This is a genomic window from Halomonas sp. DN3 (assembly GCF_024137905.1).
GTDB classification, from domain to species: domain Bacteria; phylum Pseudomonadota; class Gammaproteobacteria; order Pseudomonadales; family Halomonadaceae; genus Halomonas; species Halomonas litopenaei.
The window spans coordinates 987,574-1,010,379 of record NZ_CP099965.1 but is presented as its reverse complement, the minus strand read 5'-3'; the positions used below and the strand labels follow the sequence as shown (position 1 = coordinate 1,010,379).

19 protein-coding genes are annotated in these 22,806 nt (G+C 65.3%); 3 read left to right on the top strand and 16 right to left on the bottom strand.

Annotation, left to right across the window (positions count from 1 at the left end):
• Window positions 1-22 precede the first annotated feature (22 nt).
• Window positions 23-811: a sulfite exporter TauE/SafE family protein gene (locus NKF27_RS04570; RefSeq protein WP_045994147.1), complete on the bottom strand. Its 789-nt coding sequence runs from the start codon at window positions 809-811 to the stop codon at window positions 23-25.
• Complete coding sequence (locus NKF27_RS04565) at window positions 811-2,016, bottom strand: response regulator (RefSeq protein WP_253555502.1); 1,206 nt, start codon at window positions 2,014-2,016, stop codon at window positions 811-813. Before NKF27_RS04565 ends, NKF27_RS04570 begins: the two co-directional genes overlap by 1 nt.
• A 121-nt stretch (window positions 2,017-2,137) precedes the next feature.
• On the opposite strand from NKF27_RS04565, the gene NKF27_RS04560 reads away from it, so the two are divergent.
• A complete protein-coding gene (locus tag NKF27_RS04560) occupies window positions 2,138-2,932 on the top strand; it encodes an NRDE family protein (protein WP_253555501.1) in 795 nt (264 codons plus the stop codon).
• Between the two features lie 64 nt (window positions 2,933-2,996).
• Here NKF27_RS04560 and ptsP read toward each other — a convergent pair whose 3' ends face one another.
• Window positions 2,997-5,258, bottom strand: a complete 2,262-nt coding sequence (ptsP, locus tag NKF27_RS04555) for a phosphoenolpyruvate--protein phosphotransferase (protein ID WP_253555500.1) — start codon at window positions 5,256-5,258, stop codon at window positions 2,997-2,999.
• A 122-nt stretch (window positions 5,259-5,380) separates the two neighbouring features.
• Window positions 5,381-5,872, bottom strand: coding sequence for an RNA pyrophosphohydrolase (locus NKF27_RS04550; RefSeq protein ID WP_045994143.1), 492 nt, complete (start codon window positions 5,870-5,872; stop codon window positions 5,381-5,383).
• 221 nt (window positions 5,873-6,093) lie between these two features.
• Here NKF27_RS04550 and NKF27_RS04545 point away from each other — a divergent pair, with 221 nt between their 5' ends.
• Window positions 6,094-6,750 (top strand): HAD family phosphatase, encoded by a 657-nt coding sequence (locus NKF27_RS04545; protein ID WP_045994142.1) that lies wholly within the window; start codon window positions 6,094-6,096, stop codon window positions 6,748-6,750.
• A gap of 156 nt (window positions 6,751-6,906) precedes the next feature.
• Here NKF27_RS04545 and NKF27_RS04540 read toward each other — a convergent pair whose 3' ends face one another.
• The 10 genes from NKF27_RS04540 to yrfG all read right to left on the bottom strand — a co-directional run bounded on the left by NKF27_RS04540 (window position 6,907) and on the right by yrfG (window position 18,419).
• Complete coding sequence (locus NKF27_RS04540) at window positions 6,907-7,881, bottom strand: malate dehydrogenase (RefSeq protein ID WP_253555499.1); 975 nt, start codon at window positions 7,879-7,881, stop codon at window positions 6,907-6,909.
• A 450-nt stretch (window positions 7,882-8,331) separates the two neighbouring features.
• Window positions 8,332-8,814 (bottom strand): sigma D regulator, encoded by a 483-nt coding sequence (rsd, locus tag NKF27_RS04535; protein ID WP_253555498.1) that lies wholly within the window; start codon window positions 8,812-8,814, stop codon window positions 8,332-8,334.
• A gap of 152 nt (window positions 8,815-8,966) precedes the next feature.
• Entirely contained in the window at window positions 8,967-9,491 is a 525-nt protein-coding gene (locus NKF27_RS04530; protein ID WP_045994139.1) for a disulfide bond formation protein B, read from the bottom strand.
• On the bottom strand, window positions 9,488-11,125 hold the full coding sequence (gene gshA, locus NKF27_RS04525; RefSeq protein WP_253555497.1) for a glutamate--cysteine ligase: 1,638 nt from the start codon (window positions 11,123-11,125) through the stop codon (window positions 9,488-9,490). Before gshA ends, NKF27_RS04530 begins: the two co-directional genes overlap by 4 nt.
• Window positions 11,126-11,295: 170 nt before the next feature.
• On the bottom strand, window positions 11,296-13,665 hold the full coding sequence (locus tag NKF27_RS04520; protein ID WP_253555496.1) for a Tex family protein: 2,370 nt from the start codon (window positions 13,663-13,665) through the stop codon (window positions 11,296-11,298).
• A 107-nt stretch (window positions 13,666-13,772) separates the two neighbouring features.
• Window positions 13,773-14,270 (bottom strand): peptide-methionine (R)-S-oxide reductase MsrB, encoded by a 498-nt coding sequence (gene msrB / locus NKF27_RS04515; protein ID WP_045994136.1) that lies wholly within the window; start codon window positions 14,268-14,270, stop codon window positions 13,773-13,775.
• 228 nt (window positions 14,271-14,498) lie between these two features.
• Window positions 14,499-16,055 (bottom strand): phosphoenolpyruvate carboxykinase, encoded by a 1,557-nt coding sequence (locus tag NKF27_RS04510; protein ID WP_253555494.1) that lies wholly within the window; start codon window positions 16,053-16,055, stop codon window positions 14,499-14,501.
• Window positions 16,056-16,384: 329 nt separating this feature from the next.
• Window positions 16,385-17,263 carry an Hsp33 family molecular chaperone HslO gene (gene hslO / locus NKF27_RS04505; RefSeq protein WP_253555493.1) on the bottom strand — a complete coding sequence of 293 codons (879 nt, stop codon included), beginning with the start codon at window positions 17,261-17,263 and terminating at the stop codon, window positions 16,385-16,387.
• A 96-nt stretch (window positions 17,264-17,359) separates the two neighbouring features.
• Window positions 17,360-17,746, bottom strand: a complete 387-nt coding sequence (locus NKF27_RS04500; RefSeq protein WP_108131399.1) for an RNA-binding S4 domain-containing protein — start codon at window positions 17,744-17,746, stop codon at window positions 17,360-17,362.
• A complete protein-coding gene (yrfG, locus tag NKF27_RS04495; RefSeq protein WP_108131398.1) occupies window positions 17,739-18,419 on the bottom strand; it encodes a GMP/IMP nucleotidase in 681 nt (226 codons plus the stop codon). The genes NKF27_RS04500 and yrfG overlap by 8 nt, the downstream gene beginning before the upstream one ends.
• Window positions 18,420-18,676: 257 nt before the next feature.
• Here yrfG and nudE point away from each other — a divergent pair, with 257 nt between their 5' ends.
• Entirely contained in the window at window positions 18,677-19,261 is a 585-nt protein-coding gene (gene nudE / locus NKF27_RS04490; RefSeq protein WP_045993076.1) for an ADP compounds hydrolase NudE, read from the top strand.
• 122 nt (window positions 19,262-19,383) lie between these two features.
• Here the strand turns inward: nudE and NKF27_RS04485 are convergent, their stop codons facing one another.
• Window positions 19,384-20,475, bottom strand: a complete 1,092-nt coding sequence (locus tag NKF27_RS04485) for an oxidoreductase (RefSeq protein ID WP_045993077.1) — start codon at window positions 20,473-20,475, stop codon at window positions 19,384-19,386.
• A 246-nt stretch (window positions 20,476-20,721) separates the two neighbouring features.
• Complete coding sequence (gene ilvD / locus NKF27_RS04480) at window positions 20,722-22,569, bottom strand: dihydroxy-acid dehydratase (RefSeq protein ID WP_045993078.1); 1,848 nt, start codon at window positions 22,567-22,569, stop codon at window positions 20,722-20,724.
• Between the last annotated feature and the right edge of the window lie 237 nt (window positions 22,570-22,806).

The window sequence follows — 22,806 nt, the reverse complement described above, 5'->3', positions numbered from 1 at the left end:
AGCAAGCGGCGGCGACGGTTCGCTACAGCAGGAAGCCGAGCCCCACCACCGTCAGCAACAGCGCGAACGACAGCTTGAGCACCCGAGCAGGCAACCGATGCGCCAGTCGCACACCAAGCCGCGCACAGGGAACGCTGGTCAGGGCAATCCCCAACAGCGCCGGCAGCATGACAAAACCGAAGGCGCCATCGGGCAGCCGCGGATCACCAAGGCCCACGGCGATGAAGGTCACGGCGCCGACCAGGGCGATGGGCAGTCCGCAGGCCGCCGAGGTACCGACCGCCTGGGTCATGCTGGCACCGCAGCGAATCAGCCAGGGAACGCTCAGTGTCCCCCCACCGATACCGAACAGGGCAGAGACACCTCCGATGACACCGCCGGCGACGACCATGCTGCCACGCCCGGGGGCCTGACGCCCCGCCTTGGGCGAGCGCCCCAGCACCAGCTTGGCGGCGACCAGCAGCAGAAAGACGCCGAACAGCGTGCCGAGCAGGCCGCCCGACAGGGCGCCGGCAACGAACACCCCTAGCACGGCGCCCATCACCAGCCCCGGCAGCAGCGCTACCAACCAGTCGCGCCGAATGCTGCCCCGGCGAAAGTGGCCCCAGGCGGACGAGGCGCCGGTGATCACGATGGTCGCAAGCGAGGTCCCCACCGCCAGGTGCATGGCCACCTCGCCGGACACCTGTTGCAGCGCGAATACCGTCATCAGGCTGGGCACGATGATCAGCCCGCCACCCACGCCGTAGAGACCGGCCAGGAAGCCCGCCGCGGTACCGAGCGCCAGATAGGAGACCAGGGACGCCAGCATCAGACCGACCTCGTCGGCAGCGGCAACCAGTGATCGAGCAGTTCGAGCAGCGCCTGGGGACGATAGGGCTTGGCCAGCCAGGCGTCCATGCCGGCCTGCTGAAAGCGCGCCTGGTCCTGGTCGCTGGCATTGGCGGTCAGGGCGATCACCACCGCACGCGGGCGGCCCGAATCCGCCGCCTCCATCGCGCGTAGACGACGGCAGGTCTCGACGCCGTCGATATCCGGCAGCACGATATCCATCAGCACCAGATCGACGGCAACCGCCGCCAGCCGCTCCAGCGCTTCCTCTCCGCGGGTCGCGGTCACCACCTCGACGCCTCGGCGCTCGAGAACCTCCCGCGCCAGCATCAGGTTGACCGGACCATCGTCGACGATCAGCACCTTGGGTGTCGCTTCGTCGGCCGATGCCTCGGAAGGCTCTGCCACAGGCGCCGTGTCGGCGCCGTCCTCGAGGTTGTCGAGCAACAACCGTATATCGCTCAGTCGGCGTAACGCCTCGGGCTCGGCGCCGTCTCCGGCCCGGTTGATCAGCTGATCGAGCTCGGCGATCAAGGGCGCCAATGCCTTGCCAACGTGGCTCAGGTAGCTCGACTTCAGACGCGACTCTTCTCTGGCGCGGGACAGCGCCGCGGCCAGGCGCCGGCTTTCGTGCTCCCAGTCGCTGGGCTCGCCCAGCGAATCCGGCGTGTTCTCTGCTCGGCTATCTACTCGGCTATCTACTCCGATATCTGCTCTGACTTCCCCCTGGCTTTCGAGCCAAACCGCATCACTGCTCTCGACGCCAGGCGGACTGCCACGCCGTCTTTGGCCTGCCTTCGGTCGAGCGTCCATGGCCTCGAGCAGCCACCTGACTCGCTCCATCAGCGAGTCTTCCGGCGAGGGGGCTTCGTGCCGGCCATCGAGTTGTGGCGACAACTGGCTCTCGACCCGTTCGAGCAGGCTGTCGAAGTCACGCTGAGCGCGGGATAGGCGATGCTTGAGCAGCACCAGGAAGACGAGGATGTTGAGCGTGGTGCCCACCAGCAGACCCATGACGATCCACAGGGTGGTGCTCCAGCCGGCGGCGGCGGGCATCAGCCAGTGCAGCGAGGCGCCCAGCACCAGACACAGCGCCAGCAGCACCCCCTGGGCGGCTACCACCGGCCACAGGATGGGAATCACCAGCCTGCGCCAAAAGCGATCCCTGCTATCGTCGCCTTCCATCTTCCATCCTGTTGAATGAAGAAGCCAAGAGTGTACGTTGCCGGCCGCAGCCTGTCATGGTGGCACAGTTGCAGGCTCGCCCCGGATTCCCCTGGGCAGAAAATCCGGCTACGCTGCGCCCATGTGCCTGATTGCCTTTCACTTCGACCCGGACAGTGCGCGGCCGATCACCTTGATCGCCAACCGCGACGAGGTCCACTCGCGCCCCACCGCGCCCCTGGCCGCCTGGCCGGATGCCCCGGGACTGGTCGCCGGTCGCGACCTGGAGGCCGGCGGGACCTGGCTCGGCGTCCATCGTCGCGGCCGCTTCGCCGCCATCACCAATGTTCGCGACCCGGAACTGATACCACCGCAACCGAGCGAAAGCCGCGGCCTGCTGGTGCGCCGTGGCCTTGAAACCGATGACCTCGAGGCCTGGCTCGAATGTCAGAGTGCGGGCGAGGCATTGCGCTACGGCGGCTTCAATCTGCTGATCGGCGACGGCAAGCGGCTGTGGCACCTCGAGCGGCATCGCCACGGCTGCGCGCTGCAGGCGGTCGAGGCCGGAGTACACGGCCTGTCCAACGCCTCTCTGGATACCCCCTGGCCCAAGCTGGTCCAGGTGCGCAACGCCCTGGCCGAAGACATCGCCGAGGCCAGACACGCCTCCCTGGCAAACGCCCGCCAGGGCTTCCTCGACCGCCACCCGGCGCCGGACGCTAGCCTGCCGGACACCGGCGTGGGGCTGGAGCTCGAACGCTTCCTGTCACCGGCCTTTATCGTCGGCGACGACTACGGCACCCGCGCCACCAGCGAGTTGACGCTGCACCGCGACGTGAACGGCGAGCGTTTCGACATCTCGGAACGGCGCTTTGGCCCGGGCGGGCGGCCTCAGGGCGAGACCCGGCTGGCGCTGACCATCGAACGAGACGGCTGAAGCGTCGCTAGCCACGCTGCGAGATGCCAAGGCGCGCGGCCATCCTTGACGGCCGCTGCCTCGCTCAATCCCTGGGCGGCAGCAGATGGGCCAGCTGCCAGGCCTGCATGCGGTTCGCCAGGTGGGCGCGCACCTCGGCTGGCGTATCCAGCGCAAGGGTCTGCTCCACCAGCTCGGCTGCCGCCTCCCGCGATACCCGGCGAATGGCCGCCCGCACACGCGGCAGGTTGGGGCCATTCATCGACAGCACCCGGAAGCCCATGCCCATCAGCAGCAGCGCACCAGCCGGGTCGCCGGCGAGTTCGCCACACACCGAGGTCGGCACATTCAGCTCGCTGCTCTCGGCGGCCAGGCGATGCAGCGCCGACAGCACCGCCGGGTGACAGGAATCGTAGAGGTCGGCGACCCGCGGGTTGTTGCGATCCACCGCCAGCAGGTACTGGGTCAGGTCGTTGCTGCCCACGGAGAAAAAGTCGACCCGCGCCGCCAGTGCCCTGAGCTGGTAGAGCGTCGCCGGCACCTCGAGCATCACCCCGAGGCGCGGCCGGCGCACGTCCACCTCCTCTTCGCCCAGCTCGATGATCGCTCGCTCGATCAGCTTCAGGGTGTCATCGACTTCATCGACGTTGGTCACCATGGGCAGCAGCAGCTCGAGGTTGTCGAGCCCCTGGGAGGCCCGGAGCATGGCGCGCAGCTGTACCATCAGCACTTCGGGGTGATCCAGGGTGACGCGAATACCGCGCCAGCCGAGGAAGGGGTTGGCCTCCTCGATGGGGAAGTACGGCAGGTCCTTGTCGCCACCGATATCCAGGGTCCGCATCACCACCGGAAGCGGGGCAAAGCTCTCGAGCTGCTCCCTGTACAGCCGGGTCTGCTCCTGCTCGCCGGGGAAACGTTCGGTGATCATGAACGGCACTTCGGTGCGATACAGCCCTACCCCGCCGATACGCGTCTTGAGCGATGCGACCGTATCGACGGTCAGTCCGGTATTGACCATCAGCGTCATGGCGTGACCGTCCGGGGTCACGCTGGGCAGGTCCTGCTCGTGTTCGAGCAGCGCCGCCAGGGCCTTCTCCTCGTCGATCTGGCTCTGGTAATGGGCCACCAGCTCCGGGCCAGGACGCACGAACACGCGCCCTCGGTGACCATCCAGCACCAGCGGGGCGCCGTCGAGGCGTGGCAACGGCAGGTCGATCATCCCCGACACCAGCGGAATGCCCATGGCCCGGGCGATGATGGCCACGTGGGAGTTGCTCGACCCTCGTACCGAGATCAGTCCGCCAAGACGATCCCGTGGCACCTCGCCAAGCAGCGCGACGCTGATCTCGTCGCCGATCAGGATGGCCCCCTGGGGGTAGTGTTCGGGCAGCCGCGGCGACTCTTCCTGCAGATGGGCCAGCACTCGGCGTCCGAGATCGCGCACGTCGGCGGCACGCTCTCTCAGGTAATCGTCGTCCACCCGCTCCAGATACTGCACATGGCGGCGCACCACGTCGGCCAGGGCGCCGGGCGCCCACTGGCCCTCGCGGATGCGCTTTTCGACTTCCTGGGACAGCGCCGCCTCGCCGAGCATCTGCTGATAGACGTCGAACAGCGCCAGCTCCTGGGCCGAGATACGATTGGCCAGCCGCTCGCCGGCGGCACGAATCTCTTCGCGCACCCGAGCGATGGCGTCCTTGAGCCGTGCGATCTCGAACTCGACGTCGGTGGGCACCAGATCCGGCACGCTGTCGAGATCGGCCGGCGGTGACAGCACCACCGCCTCGCCGATGGCCATGCCGGGTGAGGCGGCGACCCCGATGAAGGTCGCCTGGACACCGGGAAAGGCCGGGCAGGTCAGCCCACCTGTAGCCAGCGCATGGGCCAGCACGCCGGCAAGCTGGGCGCCCATGGTGACCAGGAAGGCCTCGTCGGATTCATCGTAGCGACGACGCTCTGCCTGTTGCACCACCAGTACACCGAGCATGCGGCGCTGATGGATGATGGGCACACCGAGAAAGCTCGAGTAGCGCTCTTCACCGGTGGCCTCGAAGTAACGGAAACTGGGGTGAGCCTGGGCGTCCTCCAGGTTGAGCGGTTCCTCGCGGCGGGCCACGGTGCCAACCAGCCCCTCCCCTACCGGCAGCGCCACCTGGCCCACCGCCTGGGTTCTCAGGCCAATGGTCTCCATCAGCACCAGCGCATCGCGTTCGCCGTCAAACAGGTAGAACGAACAGACATCGGTCTGCATCGCCTTGCGTGTCCGGCGCACCAGGGTCGCCAGCGCCGCGTCCAGGCTGCGCGCGCTGTTGACCTCCTGAATGATTCGTTGCAGGACCTTGAGCATGGAAAGGTCTCACCCCTGTTCTTGTACTGGTCCGGCCATGGGGCGACCGAACGATAAGTGGGAGGCAGCAACGCCACCGGCCTCTCGCCGACGTGGCTGATGTGCTGCCGCGGGCGCTGGATTCATCCCTTCTCCAGCGCCAGGCTCTGGGCGCGAGGCAATAGCTCACGTAGTGCTCGGCGGTAGACCTCCCTCTTGAACGGTACCACCTGCCCCAGCGGATACCAGTAACTGACCCAACGCCAGCCATCGAACTCGGGCTTGGGGGTGCCATCCACACAGATGCGGCTTTCCTGGCAGCGGATCCGCAGCAGGAACCACTTCTGTTTCTGTCCTATGCACACTGGGCGCGAATGTGTGCGAACCATGCGTCGCGGCAGGCGGTAGCGTAGCCACCCCCTGGTGCAGGCCAGCACCTCCACATCCTCGGCGGTCAGGCCGATTTCTTCGTGGAGCTCTCTGAACAAAGCCTGCTGGGGCGTCTCATCTGACTTGATGCCTCCCTGGGGAAATTGCCACGCGTTCTGCCCTACCCGACGCGCCCATAGCAGCTGCCCCTGGTCGTTGACGATGATGATGCCAACGTTGGGGCGAAAGCCGTCTGCGTCGATCACGGGCTTCACCTTTCCAATCGGTATTGACTGCATTCTTCCACAATGGCTCGAAGCGCATCAATACGACATCTCGAACCCCTGCCGAGGTTCTGACATAATCGCCCCCTTTGTGGCCTTCCCGGGCCAGGGGCTCATGGGCATGACGTACGCCTGTTGCTGGCCACTCCGACACAGATCGCCGGGCCGGGAGGTCGCCTCACCCAAGCGCCGGGAGACACACCTTGAGTCTGGCCATCTTCGATTTGGACAATACCCTGCTGTCGATCGACAGCGACCATGCCTGGGGCGAATTCCTGCTCGAGCAGGGCGCCGTGGACGCGGTGGCCTATCGCGAGGCCAATGACCGTTTCAAGGCCGACTACGACGCCGGTCGTCTCGACATGATGGCCTTCCTGGAGGTGGCCCTGAAGCCACTGGCGGACAATTCCATGGAACAGCTCGCCGCCTGGCACCAGCAGTTCATGGCCAGCAAGATCGAGCCCGCCATCCTGCCCCAGGCCGAGGAACTGATCGCCCGCCACCGCGCGCGAGGCGATACCCTGCTGATCATCACCGCTACCAATCGCTTCATCACTGGCCCCATCGCCGAACGCCTGGGCATCGATGACCTGATCGCCGTGGAACCGGAGCTCGTCGATGGCCGCTACACCGGCCGGGTCAGCGGCGTGCCGAGCTTTCAGCAGGGCAAGGTGACCCGCCTCGAACAGTGGCTTTCTGAGCGCGACGACACCCTCGACGGCGCCTGGTTCTACAGCGACTCCCACAACGACCTGCCGCTGCTCGAGCAGGTCGATCATCCGGTCGCGGTGGACCCGGACCCGGCCCTGCGCGAAGTCGCCGAGGCCAAGGGCTGGAAGATCATCTCCCTGCGCGGTTGAGCCAAGCGCGGTTGAGACAAGCCCCTCGCACGACGCCGACGCCATCCACAAAAGAACCCCGCCACTATGTGGCGGGGTTCTTCGTTGGCACGATGACCACTGGCCGACGTGCCGGCGATGCTGTGCAAGGCCCTGTCGGGCCTTGCGAGACCGATATCAGCCCAGCAGGTGCTCGACCGCAGCGCGCTCTTCGCGCAGCTCGTCTTCGGTCGCCTTCATCTTGGTGCGGCTGAACTCGTCGACCTCGAGACCCTGGACGATCTCGTACTTGCCGTCCTTGCACACCACCGGGTAGGAATACATGATGCCCGGCTCGACGCCGTAGCTGCCGTCGGCGGGAATGCCCATGCTGACGATGCCGTCGCTACCCAGCGCCCAATCACGCATGTGATCGATGGCGGCGGATGCGGCGGAGGCAGCGGAGGATGCACCACGTGCCTTGATGATGGCGGCGCCACGCTGCTGCACGGCCGGGATGAAGTCGTTTTCGTACCAGTCGCGCTCGACCAGGTCGAAGGCCGGCTTGCCGTCCACCTTGCAGTGGGACAGATCCGGGTACTGGGTCGCACTGTGGTTACCCCAGACGATCATGCTGTCGACGTCGGTGACGTGCTTGCCGGCCTTCTGCGCCAGCTGGGTCTTGGCCCGGTTGTGGTCCAGACGCATCATCGCGGTGAACTGACCGGCGTCGAGGTCCGGCGCGTTGCAGGAGGCGATCAGGGCGTTGGTGTTGGCCGGGTTGCCCACCACCAGCACGCGAACGTCACGGCTGGCGTTGTCGTTGATGGCCTTGCCCTGGGCGGAGAAGATGGCGGCGTTGGCCTCGAGCAGGTCCTTGCGCTCCATGCCCGGACCGCGCGGACGGGCACCCACCAGCAGGGCGAAGTCGGCGTCCTTGAAGGCCACGTTGGCATCGTCGGTGGCGACGATGTCCTGAACCAGCGGGAAGGCGCAGTCGTTGAGCTCCATCACCACGCCATTCAGCGCTTCCATGGCCGGAGTGATCTCGAGCAGCTGCAGGATGACCGGCTGGTCCGGGCCCAGCATGTCGCCGGCGGCGATACGGAAGGCGAGAGAGTAGCTGATCTGACCGGCGGCACCGGTGATGGCAATACGTACGGGGTCTTTCATCATGGCTCCTTGGGATTGTCGCCGTGAAGGGGCCCGGGCGGCATCATGCAGACGTCGGCCGACACCTTGGCTGCCTCGGGCGGCGTTCAGGACGCGGAAAATCTTATGCTTGCAGTGCACAAAACTCAATTGGCCCGACGCAATTGACCTGGCTTCGCACCGCCGACCTGGGCTGTCGCCAGACACGTCCGCCTGGACGACCTGACGTGGCGGCCCCTCAAGAGCCAGATCCGGAAGTGTCGGATCCTCGAGTATCGGGAGCGGGCGAAATCGGCGGCCTGGTGCGAACGACGCCGCCAAAGCCTTCGGTGTTATCGAAGGCGATCAAGGCGCCGCGCTGGACTTGCGCGCTCACTCACCCTCTCACTAACCCTCTCACTCACTGTCCGCCCTCACGGTCCGCCCTCACGGTCCGCCCTCACTGCCCTCCTTCACCGCCGGCACTCCCTGTCAGGAGATGCCTTCGGCGGGAGCGTGCTCGTCGTGGAGCCGTGCAATCAGCTGATCTTCCAGGCCGAAGCGCTCCGACAGACCCTTCTTCAGACGCTCGAGCCAGGCCGGCAAACGCGGCAGATAGCGTTGGCAGCGCACCGGACTAGAGTAGTCCTCGTCGAAGGACAGCACCAGTTCGGTGGACATCTCGAGGCGTTCCAGCAGACGATCGGCGATATTCAGTGCCGACGTGTCATCGAAGGCACGCGCCTCTTCCCTCAGTTGCGGATAGACCTCGAAATGGCCGGCGCTGATGTAGTCCATCAGCGTCTCGCTGAAGGTGTCGATGCGTTCCTTGGTGATAGTTTCCAGATCCGCATCGCATGACTGTTCGAGCTCATTCAAGACAACGAGCAGACCCTCGCGCTGCTCGAGCCAGCGGTCGATCAGTCGATGGACGCCTCCCCAGCGTTCGCGAGCGGTCTTGCAATCTTCCAACATGGCGGCCTCCCTAGCACTGCCTCACCCCGAATCCAGGCGGATGAACAGACTCCCTCGTGCCGCCGCCCCTGTCAACGAATGCATGCCAAGTACCTGATTGGCCGTCATCACCGACAGCAAAACGGCGCAGAGAACGCCTCTACCGCCAAGCTTCAGCCGTTCCAGCGATAGCCGCTGGTCGTTGCCCGCAGCGTCGTGAGCATGCCCACCGGCACCGCCAGCAGTACCACAAAGCCGATCAGCGTCCAGCCTGGCAGCGACAGCCCGAGCAGGGTAGCGCCGACCTCGGCGCACTCGCCGGAGCCGGACAACACCGAGGCGATGACCTTCTGCAGCGGCAGCACATCGATCATGTAATCAAGACCGGGGCCACAGCTCGGCACCTGATCCGCCGGCAGCGACTGCAGCCACAGATGACGCCCGGCGACAGCGATCCCGGAGAACACCGCCAGGGCCGCCAGACCGCTGTAGGCCACTGTGGCGAATGCACCACGGGGTCCATGCAGCGCAGCCACGGCAAACACCAGCCCTGCCGCGATCACCGCCACCCGCTGAAACACACAAAGCGGACAGGGCTCGAGCCCGACCAGGTGCTCAAGCCCCAGGGCCACGGCCATCATTGCCACGCAAAAGCCCAGTCCCGCCAGGCTCCACTGCCGCAGACTCCACTCGCTCATTTCAGGCTCTCTCCGCTATGGGTCGGTTGATCCGTGGGTGCCAACGCCCGGGTCTCCCGGGCTCGGCTGAAATAGTCGCTCAGGAATTGAGCAAAATCGCTGGTGTCGGATGCCTCGATCTCCCGCTGCTGCTGATGAGAGGTCTCGACCAGGTCTTCCAGCATGGACGCACGACACCGATTGAGCGGCTCGTCAGCCAGCGCAGCGGCCTGCTCACGGGCGATGGCGACCATGGCCTCGACAAACTCCTCACCGTTGCCCTCGAGGCGCGCCAGCACGCGAGCAGAAGGCGTCAGCGACGGATCATCGATGCGCGGCGCGATCGCGTCCACCGCCTGCTGGTGGGGACTGCCATCCTCGAGCTGGTCGAGCAGCGCGGCGACCTCGCGCATCTCGGCGACGATGGCACGACTCCAGTCGACCAGACCGCGGCGGTTGCCTCGGTCATTGAGCTCGAGCCCGGGCTCGCGACCACGTTCCACCACCAGGCGACGATTGTCGTCCAGGTGGTCACACTCCTCGTCAGAGATCCAGGGACTGTCGGACAGCAGACACCACACCAGGAAGGTGTCGAGAAAGCGTGTCTGGGCGGCATCGATCCCCAGGGTAGCGAAGGGATCGATATCCAGACAGCGGACCTCGATGTACTCGACGCCGCGGGCCTCGAGGGCCTGGCTCGGTGTCTCGTCGTGACGGGTGACTCGCTTGGGACGGATATCGCTGTAGTACTCGTTCTCGATCTGCAGGATGTTGGCGTTGAGCTGACGCCAGCTATCGCCATCACGCACACCCAACGCCTCGTAGTCCGGCCAGCCGGTGGCGATGGCATGGCGCAGGGTGTTGACGTAATTCGACAACGAATTGAAGCAGATCTTGAGCTGATCCTGCACCTTGTTCTGGTAGCCCAGATCGGACATCCGCAAGCTCGTCGCATAGCGAGATACCAGGGTGCGCTCGCCGAGGCGTTCCAGACCCTCGGGGATCTCGCCGTCATCCAGGAAGCTGTCGTCGATGGCGGGCGATGCACCGAACAGATACAGCAGTAGCCAGCTATGGCGCCGGAAGTTGCGGATCAGTCCGAAGTAGCGCGACGAGCGGTACTCGCCCATGGACACCTGCTCCTGCTCGTCCAGGGTCTGCAGCAGCGTCCACAGGTCGTCTGGCAGCGACACGTTGTAGTGGATGCCGGCGATCGACTGCATGATCCGCCCGTAGCGAGCGTCCAGGCCGCGACGATAGACATGCTTCATGGTGCCGACGTTGGAGCTCCCGTAGTCGGCAATGGGCACGCTGTCGTTGCCATTGAGCCGGGAAGGCATGCTGGCCGGCCAGATCCACTCTCCGTCCAGATGGCGATAGGTGTAGCGATGGAGATCGGCCAGAAATTCCAGCGCCTCGTCGGGACGGCTGTAGACCGGCGTGATGTACTCCAGCAGCGCCTCGGAGTAGTCCGTGGTGATATGGGGGTGGGTCAGTTTGGAGCCCAGCGCCCGGGGATGGAAGGTCGCCGCGATCACGCCGCGGTCGTCGACCCGAAGCCCCTCCTTTTCAATGCCGCGGCGCAGGCGGCCGAAGCGTCGTGCGGCCGCCGGGCCGCGCAGGCGTTCGAGGAGCGAAGAAAGCTGAGTGGACAAGGTGAACACCCCGTGTCGTGGAAGGGCCCGGGGGCCTGCTTCGAATGGCGGCGACGGCAACGGGCGCTCAGGCGCCCGTTGTTTCAGTCGACAGATACGGTCGACAGCGAAGGTCGACAGTCGAGATCGCTGGATAAGGTCGACAGATTATGGCGTTCCATTGGCAGGTTTCAAGAACGACCCTGCTTCGCCTTGAGCAGAGCGGCACCCAGGGCGCCCATGGGAGCGGCCTCGTCGCGCCCTCCCTTGCCTGCCTGACCGCGACCCTGCTGGCTCCGAGGGCCCTTGCCCTTGCCACCGCCTTCGCGACGTCTGGGGGCCTGGCGAGCGTCACCTCCGTCGGCGCTGTCGGGGGTATCGTCCATGCGCATGGACAGCCCGATACGCGAGCGCTGCAGATCCACGTTCATCACCTTGACCTTGACGATGTCGCCCGCCTTGACCACGGTGCGTGGATCCTCGACGAAGCGGTCCGACAGCGCTGAAATGTGCACAAGACCGTCCTGATGCACACCGATATCGACGAAGGCACCGAAGTGGGTGACGTTGGTCACGGTACCTTCCAGCACCATGCCCGGCTCGAGGTCCTTGAGCGTCTCTACGCCCTCGCGGAACTGCGCTGCACGGAACTCGGGACGAGGGTCGCGGCCAGGCTTGTCGAGCTCGGCGATGATATCGCTGACGGTGGGCACCCCGAAGCGCTCGTCGGCAAACTCGCCGGGCTTGAGCGCCTTCAGCGTGGCGCTGTCGCCGATCAGCCCGGACAGCTCGCGCCCGCTGCGCTCGGCGATGCGCTCGACCAGCGGATAGGCCTCCGGGTGCACGGCGCTGGCGTCCAGCGGATTGGCGCCGTTCATGATGCGCAGGAAGCCGGCGCACTGCTCGAACGTCTTGGGCCCCAGCCGGGACACCTCGAGCAGATCACGGCGATCACGGAAGGCGCCCTTGGCGTTGCGCTGGGTGACGATGTTCTCGGCCAGCCCCGGATTGAGCCCCGCCACCCGCGACAGCAGCGCCGAGGAGGCGGTATTGAGGTCGACCCCCACCGCGTTGACGCAGTCCTCGATGACCACCTCGAGGCTGCGTGACAGCTGGACCTGGGAGACATCGTGCTGGTACTGGCCGACGCCGATGGACTTGGGTTCGATCTTGACCAACTCGGCCAGGGGGTCCTGCAGGCGGCGCGCGATCGACACCGCGCCACGAATGGTCACGTCGAGATCAGGCAGCTCACGGGAGGCATACTCTGAGGCGGAGTACACCGAGGCCCCCGCCTCCGAGACCATGACCTTCGACAACCGGGGATCCTTCATCGCCTTGAGCAGATCCCCGGCCAGCCGATCGGTCTCCCGGCTGGCGGTGCCGTTGCCCACGGCGATCAGCTCGACGCCGTGTTTCCTGACCAGTTTCGCCAGTTCGGCAAGCGACGCATCCCACTGATTACGCGGGGCGTGGGGAAAGATGGTGGCCTGCTCGAGGAACTGCCCGGTGGCATCGACCACCGCCACCTTGCAGCCGGTGCGCAGGCCGGGATCGATGGCCAGCGTGGTCTTGGGGCCGGCCGGCGCCGCCAGCAGCAGATCCTTGAGGTTGGCGGCGAAGACGTCGATGGCCTCGCCTTCTGCCCGCTCCCTCAGACGCCCCATCAGTTCGGTCTCGAGATGGGTGTAGAGCTTGACCCGCCAGGTCCAGCGCACCACCTCGGCCAGCCAGCGGTCGGCCTTGCGCCCCTCGTCGCGAATCTCGAAGTGACGCGCGATGGCGACCTGGGCTGGGTGAACCGGCGCCTCGTCTTCGCCAGGCAGGCGCAACGCCAGCGCCAGCACACCCTCGTTACGGCCACGGAACATCGCCAGGGCGCGGTGAGAAGGCACCTTGGCAAGCCGTTCGTCGTGTTCGAAGTAGTCGGAGAACTTGGCGCCTTCCTGCTCCTTGCCGGCGATCACGCGGCTGGACAGCTCGCCCTCGCTCCACAGTCTCTCGCGCAGGCGCCCGACCAGCTCGGGGTCCTCGGCGAAGCGCTCCATCAGGATCTGCTTGGCACCATCGAGCGCCGCCTTGGCGTCTTCGATCGCCGGCGTCTCGCCTTCGGCAGGCCGCAGGTAGCCCGCGGCTTCGGTCTCGGGGTCGAGGGTCGGATCGGCCAGCAGCGCGTCGGCCAGCGGCTCGAGACCCGCTTCCCGGGCGATCTGTGCCTTGGTCCGGCGCTTCTTGCGATAGGGCAGGTAGAGGTCTTCCAGGCGCTGCTTGGTATCGGCGGCCTGGATGCTGGCGGCCAGCGAGTCGCTGAGCTTGCCCTGCTCGTCGATGGCCGCAAGCACTGTGGTGCGGCGCTCTTCCAGTTCACGCAGATAGCCCAGGCGCTCTTCCAGGTTGCGCAGCTGGGTATCGTCGAGTCCTCCGGTCACTTCCTTGCGATAGCGCGCAATGAACGGCACCGTCGCGCCGCCATCCAGCAGCTCGACAGTCGCGGAGATCTGAGGGGCCTTGACCGCCAGTTCTTCGGCCAGGCGGGCAATGATCTTGGCTGTAGCGTCCATGAAATCCTTGGCAATACGACGTCTGTGATCCGGCCAAGGTATCACAAAGCGCCCTTTTGCGCCGCCGCCACCCGCTGCCCGGCGTCATCCCCCGGGCAGCTTTTCGTTCAGGCCGGGACGAACTTGAGCGCGACCCCGTTGTTGCACCAGCGCAGACCGGTGGGATCGGGCCCGTCCTCGAACACATGCCCCTGATGACCACCACAGCGAGCGCAGTGGTACTCGGTACGCGGCCACAGGATCTTGTAGTCCACACTGGTCAGCAGGTGGCCCTCTACGTGCTCGTAGAAGCTCGGCCAGCCGGTGCCGGAGTCGTACTTCATGGCGCTGGTGAATAACAACAGATCACAACCGGCACAGCGAAATTCACCTTCACGCTTCTCGCCGTCGAGCGGACTGGAGCCTGCCGGCTCGGTCCCTGCCTCACGCAGCACATCGTACTGGGCCGGGCTCAGGCGCTCACGCCACTCGCTCTCGCTCAATTCCAGCGGCTCGATATCGGGACTTGGCGAAAGCTCCAGCTCCGGGCGGGCATTGGCCACCGCCGGCACCATGCTGGCGAGGCCGCCGAGCCCGAGCAGCGCGAGGAAGTTGCGTCGTTTCATTGTAGAGTCTCCTGCGTCAAGGATTATACTGGGTCGGTCTGCCCCTCCCCTTCCTTACACTCAATCGTCGCTGTCCGTCCGGACCTTCGCCAACTATCGACGGCAAGACGCTGGAACACGCGCAGTGCAAATGCAGAACAAGCGCAAAAAAAGAGGAGAAGGCCATCGCCTTCTCCTCTTCTCGACCCCTGCCTCGCGGCAAGGTTCATCGCACCTTCAATCTAGTTCCTAGACCAGGCTCGGGCCTGCCTTGACGATGGCGTCGCTGACGCCGTCGAACTTCTTGAAGTTCTCTACAAACTTGCCTGCCAGTTCGCTGCGCTTGCGATCGTAGGACGCCTGGTCTTCCCAGGTCTGACGCGGGTCCAGCAGGCTGGAGTCGACGCCGGGCACGGACACCGGCACCGACAGGTTCAGGCCGTCGATGTGGCGGGTTTCCACGTCACGCAGCACGCCGGTCTGGATCGCGTGGATGATGGCGCGGGTGGTCGGGATGGAGAAGCGTGAGCCGCCCTCGCCGTAAGCACCGCCGGTCCAGCCGGTGTTGACCAGGTAGACCTGGGCGTCCTTCTCGGCCACGCGCTTGATCAGCAGATCCGCGTACTCGCGGGCCGGGCGCGGGAAGAACGGCGCACCGAAGCAGGTGGAGAAGGTCGCTTCCAGTCCGCTGGAAGAGCCCATCTCGGTGGAGCCCACCTTGGCGGTGTAGCCGGACAGGAAGTGATAGGCGGCGGCTTCCTTGGACAGCACCGACACCGGCGGCAGCACGCCACTCATGTCACAGGTCAGAAAGACGATGGCGTTGGGCTCGCCGGCGCGGTTCTCGGCCACACGCTTGTCGACGTGCTCGAGCGGATAGGCGGCGCGGGAATTCTGGGTCAGGCTGTCGTCGGCGTAGTTCGGCTCACGACGATCGTTGAGCACCACGTTCTCGAGCACGGTACCGAACTTGATGGCGTTCCAGATGACCGGCTCGTTCTTTTCCGACAGGTCGATGCACTTGGCGTAGCAGCCACCCTCGAAGTTGAACACGGTACCGACGCCCCAGCCGTGCTCGTCGTCGCCGATCAGGTAGCGACCCGGGTCCGCTGACAGGGTGGTCTTGCCGGTGCCGGACAGGCCGAAGAACAGGGTGGTCTCGCCGTCTTCGCCGACGTTGGCGCTGCAGTGCATGGGCAGCACGTCGGCCTCGGGCAGCAGGAAGTTCTGCACCGAGAACATAGCCTTCTTCATCTCGCCGGCGTAACGCATGCCGGCGATCAGTACCCGGCGCTTGGCGAAGTTGATGATCACGCAGCCATCGGAGTTGGTGCCGTCACGGCTCGGCTCACACACGAAGTGCGGGGCATTCTGGATTTCCCACTCGTCCTTGCGTGACGCATTGTAGGCCTCTGGACGCACGAACATGGTGCGGCCAAAGAGGTTGTGCCAGGCGGTCTCGGTGGTCACACGAACCGGCAGGTAGTGGGTCGGATCGCTGCCCACGTGAAGCTCGCTGACATAGCTGTCCTTCTCGCCCAGGTAGCCTTCCACTCGCTCCCACAGTGCATCGAAACGCTCGGCGTCGAAGGGACGGTTGACGCTGCCCCAGTCGATCTGGGCGCTGGTGGACGGTTCGTCGACGATGAACCGGTCCTTGGGGGAGCGCCCGGTACGTTCACCCGTCTTGACCACGAGGGCGCCGTGGGAGGCCAGTCGGCCCTCGCCCTGGGCCACCGCACGCTCGATGAGTTCGGCAGTGCTGAGGTTGACGTGAACGGTAGAAGACTGCGTGGTGGTGGTCATAGGATTCCTGGGCCTTCGGCTTCTCTCTCGTGGACTGGCGCCATCCGACAGGGCGAACGGCGCAAGGGATCCGGCGAGTCGACTACGCGGTTCGACCGTCTTCTTCGACTGACGACGCGTCCGGGATCGGCGGGGATTATGGCAAAAAACCCCGAGACAGGAAATGCCCATTTTTCAAGACGTTATTGTAGTTTAATTACAACATTTCGGCCTTTTTGGTGCATTTCCTGTCATTCCACTACAAACCTGCAACCACCACCGCAGCCCCGATAACCTCGAGCCTGCCATTCATGCCAGCGAGACGGCTCGGGCCTGGACGCTGCAACCGCTCAATGCACCGTTGGGCTGCCGCCGTCGCTGGGGTCCTCGATCAAGGCTTCGACATCGGCCGCGGTGAAGGCGTAGCGGGTGTTGCAGAAGTGACACTGGGTCTCGATCGTACCTTGCTCCGCGACGATCTGACGCAATTCCTCGTGCCCCAGCGACATCAGTCCCCCGGCGATGCGCGAACGAGAACAAGTACAACCAAAACGCAACGCCTTGGATTCGAAGGTACGCAATGGCTCCTCATGGAACAGCCGCACCAGCAAAGTTGCCGCATCCAGTTCCAGCAATTCCTGTTCGCTGAGGGTGGCAGCCAAGTGATAGGCGCGATCCCAGGCGTCGTCATCCTGATTGAGCGACTCGTCGGGCAGTCGCTGCAGCAGCAGGCCACCGGCGCTGACACCGTCCGCCGCCAGCCACAGCCGCGTGGGCAGCTGCTCGGACTGGGTGAAGTAGGCTTCCAGGCAGCCGGCCAGGCGATCGTGCTCGATGCCGACGATACCCTGATAGCGCCGCCCTTCCTTGGGGTCGAGGGTGATCACGATCTGGCCTTCTCCCACCAGCTCGCGAAAGCCGGCCTCATCGCCGGGCAGTGCCGCATCTTCGGCGAGGCGGGCGATGGCGCGAAGCTCACCGCCAGGATTGGACTCCGCCATCATCAGGGAGACGTCACCACTGCCGCGCACCTCGAGGGTCATGGTGCCGTCAAGCTTCACGGTGTCGGTCAACAGAGCCACCGCCGCCAGCAGTTCACCGAGCTGACGATTGACGGCGGCCGGATACTCGTGACGCTTGAGCACCTCGTCGTAGGCCTCGGACAGGCGGGTGACTTCGCCGCGGACGTTGGTGTCATCGATAATGAATCGCTGTATCTGATCAGCCATGAAAAACGATCTCTGCTGGGCGCGCCCCGGCGGGCGCGCGTCTGACGAAAAGAAGGGTGTTCGACGAGGGCGCTGGGATGAGCGCGACGCGCGCCGTCAGGAGCCGCCCTCGCGCTGGAAGCGCTTGATATCGCGGCGCGCCCGCTTGTCGGGGCGCTTGAGCGGATGCTTGAAGACCTCGTTGGCCTGGCGGCGCTGATCGGCCTCGCGCTCGCGACGTTCGCGACTCTGCTCGGTCTCCTGGTACAGCCGCCGCGCCTCCGGCGCCCCACGACGCTGCTCGCTGACCTCGAGCACCTCGACCTCCCACACATCCCAGCCCTGAGGCGCACGAATCAACATGCCGGGGCTCACCGACTTGCTGGTCTTCGCCCTGGCCCCGTCGACCTCGACCTTGCCACCCTCGATGGCCTTCTTGGCCAGGGCGCGGGTCTTGAAGAATCGTGCCGCCCACAGCCACTTGTCGAGTCTGACGCTATCCACGGGGGGCCTCCGGAGTCTGTGGCGCCGAGGGCATGATATCGGCGAAACGGTCCAGCGCGATAAAGTCCTTGAGCGACTTCTCCGGCCGCCGGCTGTCCGGCTGGCGGATCCCCAGCAGATGGCGAATACCGTACTCGCGGGCGCTTTCGAGCACCGCCGCGTTGTCGTCGATGAACAGGGTCCGCTCGCGGTCGAAGGGTTCGATCTCGTTGAGCGCATGCCAGAACGCCTGTTCTTCCTTGGGCTCGCCGATATCGGCAGACGACACGATGGCGTCCAGGTAGTCGTCGAGGCCCGTCAGCGGCAGCTTCAGCGCCAGACTCTCGCGATCGGCGTTGGTCGCCAGCACCACTCGCGGATGGGCGCTCTTGAGCCAGCCCAGAAAGTCCAGAGCATCGCCGCGCAGGCCGATCAGATGCTGGACCTCGCGCTTGAGCGCGACGATATCCACGTCGAGCTCGCGGCTCCAGTAGGCCAGGCTGTACCAGTTGAGGGTGCCCTGCTCCCGGATGATCCGCGCGCGCACCACTTCCTGGGTGGCCTCATCCAGCTTATGCAGTTCTACGTAGCGGCGAGGCAGATGCTCCAGCCAGAAATGACTGTCGAAGTGCAAGTCCAGCAAGGTGCCGTCCATGTCCAGCAGCACGGTATCGATGGTGTCCCAATCGAGCATTACCTCATCTCCAGCCATCACCAGCTCAATGCTTGTTCCACTGCGCCGGCGAACGTCCGCCGACACCTGAGTAACGTGTTAGTGTACCTCAAAGGCATTCGGGCTCGCAGCCCGGGCGCTTGCGCCTGGCCTCGGCCCGGTGCGGACGGCGGATGTCCCGCGACGCCGCCAACCCCGCCCGCCCCCTGTTTATTACGCTAGTCATTGCGCGATTCATTACACGATCCACCAGCCCATCCCACCGCCCAGGAGCTCCCATGGACGACAGTTCCCCGGAAAAACCCCGCATCCTCTCACGCAAGACCGTCGCCGAGAGCCGTCTGTTCCGGGTCGAGGAACTCGAACTGCGCTTTTCCAACGGCGCCGAGCGTCACTTCGAACGGCTGCTTGGCAACGGCAAGGGCATCGGCGCGGTCATGATCGTCGCCATGCCCGACCCCGACCATGTGCTGCTCATCCGAGAGTACGCCGCCGGATTCGAGGACTATGTACTGACCCTGCCCAAGGGCGTCGTGGACCCCGGCGAGGATATCGTCACCGCCGCCAACCGCGAGCTGATGGAAGAGTGTGGTGTGGGCGCCCGGCGTATCGAACCGCTGGTCGAGCTATCCCTGTCGCCCAACTATATGCGCCAGCGTATGCAGGTCATGCTGGCGAGCGACCTCTACCCCAAGCGCCTGGAGGGCGATGAGCCGGAGCCGCTGGTGGTGGAGACCCATGCGCTGGACAGCATAACCGCGCTGCTCGCCCGGGAGGACTTCCACGAGGCCCGCGCCATCGCCGCGCTGTACATCGCCCGGGACAAGCTCAAGGGCGAGCAGGCCGATACCTCGCTTTGGTAAGACCCACCCTACCAATACGACCAGGGGGCCCTGACGGCCCCCTGGTCAACGTGCCTTGGTCGAATTTGCCTTGGCCAAGCTTCCTTGGCCAAGGCCCTCTTGTCGTGCCTGGCTGATTCGCCTCAGCGACGGGCGTGCAGCCGGCGGAGGTTGCTGTTGCCTTCCTTCAGGCGCACCCAGCGCCCCTGGCGGTAGCTGTCGAGCCCCGCTTCCAGCAAGGTCATCACGTCCACCGCCTGCTCGCCGGACACCGGCGGCGGGTCGCCATGCAGCAGGGTCTGAGCGACGGCAGTGTAAAAGGCGGGATAATTGCCCGGTTCCGACAGCCACTCTTCGGTGACCAGGTCCGGCTCCTCGGCGCTGCCCCGGTTGAGGGTCAGTTGTCCCGGCGCATCGTCGACGCCCCAGTCTTCACTCGGCATCAGTCCCTGCTTGAGCCAGCCTTCCTGGGGGTCGAGCCCGTAGATCGAATAGCTGCCCTCGGTGCCGTGCACCACGAAGCGCGGGCTGGGCTCGGCTACCAGCGAACTGGCCTGCAGGGTCACCCTGAGGCGGTCGTACTCGAGCAGCGCCAGAAAGTCGTCATCCACCTCGGCGCCGTCTCTGGCGGAGGCCAGTTCCAGCAGAATTGCCCGAGGCATGCCGAACAGCTCTATGGCCTGATCGAGCAGATGCGGGCCGAGGTCGTACCAGATGCCGCCACCGGGCTTGTGCTGCTCTCGCCAGCGGTTGTTTACCGCCGGTCGATAGCGATCGAAACGCGAGGTGAAGGACGTCACCCGCCCCAGCCGGCCCTGCTCCAGAAGCTTGCGCACCGTCAGGAAGTCGCAGTCCCAGCGACGATTGTGAAAGACGCTGAGCAGCAATTCCGAGCGGTCCGCCTGGGCGCGGAGCTGACGCGCCTCCGAGGCCGACACCGTGATCGGCTTGTCCACCACCACGTGCTTGCCTGCCGCAAGGGCCGCCTTGGCCATGGCATAGTGCTGCTCGTTGGGTGTAGCAATCACGATCAGGTCAACGTGGCGCACCTCGAGCAGCTCGTTGAGCTTGGCGTGCACCGTCACGTCCGGAAGGTCACGCAAGACCTTGTCGGCGTCGGAGCTGACCACCGAGGTCAGCTCGAGCCCTGGCGCGGCCTGGATCAAGGGGGCATGGAAGGTCTTGGCAGCCATGCCGTAACCCACCAGGCCCACATTGAGAGTCTGTGTTTTCATAGCGGTCCCCGTGCCTGCATCTCGCCCATCTTGTCGAGGGCTTCTTTGATCTGTCGATCCCCTGTCACGTCAGAATGACCAAATCCCCGGAAATTATCGAGTTCCGGCGTACACGCAAGCTGTTTCATTTCGCTGATCGGTCGCTCATTTCTTCAAGCGAGCCGCCTGAGCGCTGGACGCCATCAACGATGAAGGCCGGCGTATGCCGGCCTTCATCGAGCTACTCTGTGCTAAAAAGCGCAGATATTAGTCGTCAAGCTTTTCCAGATCGCGCACCGCGCCCATGTCTGCCGAGGTGGCCAACAAGGCATAGGCCTTCAGCGCAGGAGTCACCTTGCGCAGACGCTGAATGCTCGGCTTCCAGGCATCCTTGCCGCGCTCCTGCTGGCGCTGGCGGCGCTCGGCAAGCTCGGCGTCGTCCAGCAGGACATTGATGCTCCGAGCGGGGATGTCGATGCGGATACGGTCGCCGTTTTCCACCAGAGCGATGGCGCCGCCGGCGGCGGCCTCCGGCGAGACGTGGCCGATCGACAGCCCTGAGGTGCCGCCGGAAAAGCGTCCGTCGGTGAGCAGGGCGCAGCCCTTGCCCAGCCCCTTGGACTTGAGATAGGACGTCGGGTAGAGCATCTCCTGCATGCCCGGGCCGCCCTTGGGGCCTTCGTAGCGGATCACCACCACGTCGCCTTCCTTCACCTTGTCGCCAAGGATATGTTCCACCGCCTGATCCTGAGACTCGACCACGTGGGCCGGCCCTTCGAACACCAGGATGCTGTCGTCGACGCCGGCGGTCTTCACCACACAGCCGTTCTCAGCGATGTTGCCCTTCAGCACGGCGAGCCCGCCCTCCTTGGAGAAGGCGTGTTCGTAGTCGCGGATACAACCGGTGGCGCGGTCACCGTCCAGGCTCGGCCAGCGGGCGCTCTGGGAAAACGCCGTCTGGGTCGGGATACCACCGGGGCCGGCCTTGAAGAAGTTGACCACCTCCGCCGACGGATTGCGCATGATGTCCCACTCGTCGAGGGCCAGCTTGAGGCTGTCGCCGTAGACCGTGGGCACCGAGGTATCCAGCACTCCGGCGCGATCCAGCTCGCCGAGGATCGCCATGATGCCGCCGGCCCGGTGCACGTCCTCGATGTGATACTTCTGGGTATTGGGCGCCACCTTGCACAGCTGAGGGACTTCGCGGCTCAGCCGGTCGATGTCCATCATGTTGAAGTCGACGCCTGCCTCCTGGGCGGCGGCCAGCAGGTGCAGGATGGTGTTGGTGGAGCCGCCCATGGCGATATCCAGGGTCATGGCGTTCTTGAACGCCGCCTTGGAGCCGATGGCACGGGGCAGCAGGTGCGCTTCGTCACCTTCGTAGTAGCGCCTGGCCAGCTCGACGATGCGCTCGCCCGCCGTCTCGAACAGGCGGCGGCGATCGGCGTGGGTGGCCAGCACCGTGCCGTTGCCCGGCAACGCCAGACCCAGCGCCTCGGTCAGGCAGTTCATGGAGTTGGCGGTGAACATGCCGGAGCAGCTGCCACAGGTGGGGCAGGCGCTGCGCTCGACCTCGTTCAGGGTTTCCTCGTCCACCGAATCGTCGGCGGCCATGACCATGGCGTCCACCAGGTCCAGGCCGTGATCCAGCAGCTTGGTCTTGCCGGCTTCCATGGGGCCGCCGGAGACGAAGATCACCGGCACGTTGAGGCGCATGGCGGCCATCAACATTCCAGGCGTGATCTTGTCGCAGTTGGAGATGCACACCAGAGCGTCGGCGCAGTGGGCGTTGACCATGTACTCCACGCTGTCGGCGATCAGATCGCGGCTCGGCAGCGAATAGAGCATACCGTCGTGGCCCATGGCGATACCGTCGTCCACGGCGATGGTGTTGAATTCCTTGGCCACACCGCCGGCCTTTTCGATTTCACGGGCGACCAGCTGGCCCATGTCCTTCAGGTGAACGTGGCCCGGCACGAACTGGGTGAAGGAGTTCGCCACCGCGATGATCGGCTTCTGGAAGTCGCCATCCTTCATGCCGGTGGCGCGCCACAGGGCGCGAGCGCCGGCCATGTTGCGACCGGCGGTGGTGGTACGGGAGCGATACTCAGGCATGGAATCCTCGTCATTTTTCGTCCACCCGTGATGCAGAAGGCAACCGGGCGGTGTCGCGTGTCCAGACTGTCGATTCTGTCACGCACAGACGGCACTGACTAGCCTTGCACAGGCCATCACGCCACGGGCCCGAGAACCGCGTCATGCGGCCTCGGGCCCGATCCGGAACGGCTTGACGGCTCACTGTCGGCGAAATGCACCGTCATATTGCCGTTAGGCGAACACCACCTTGGCGAC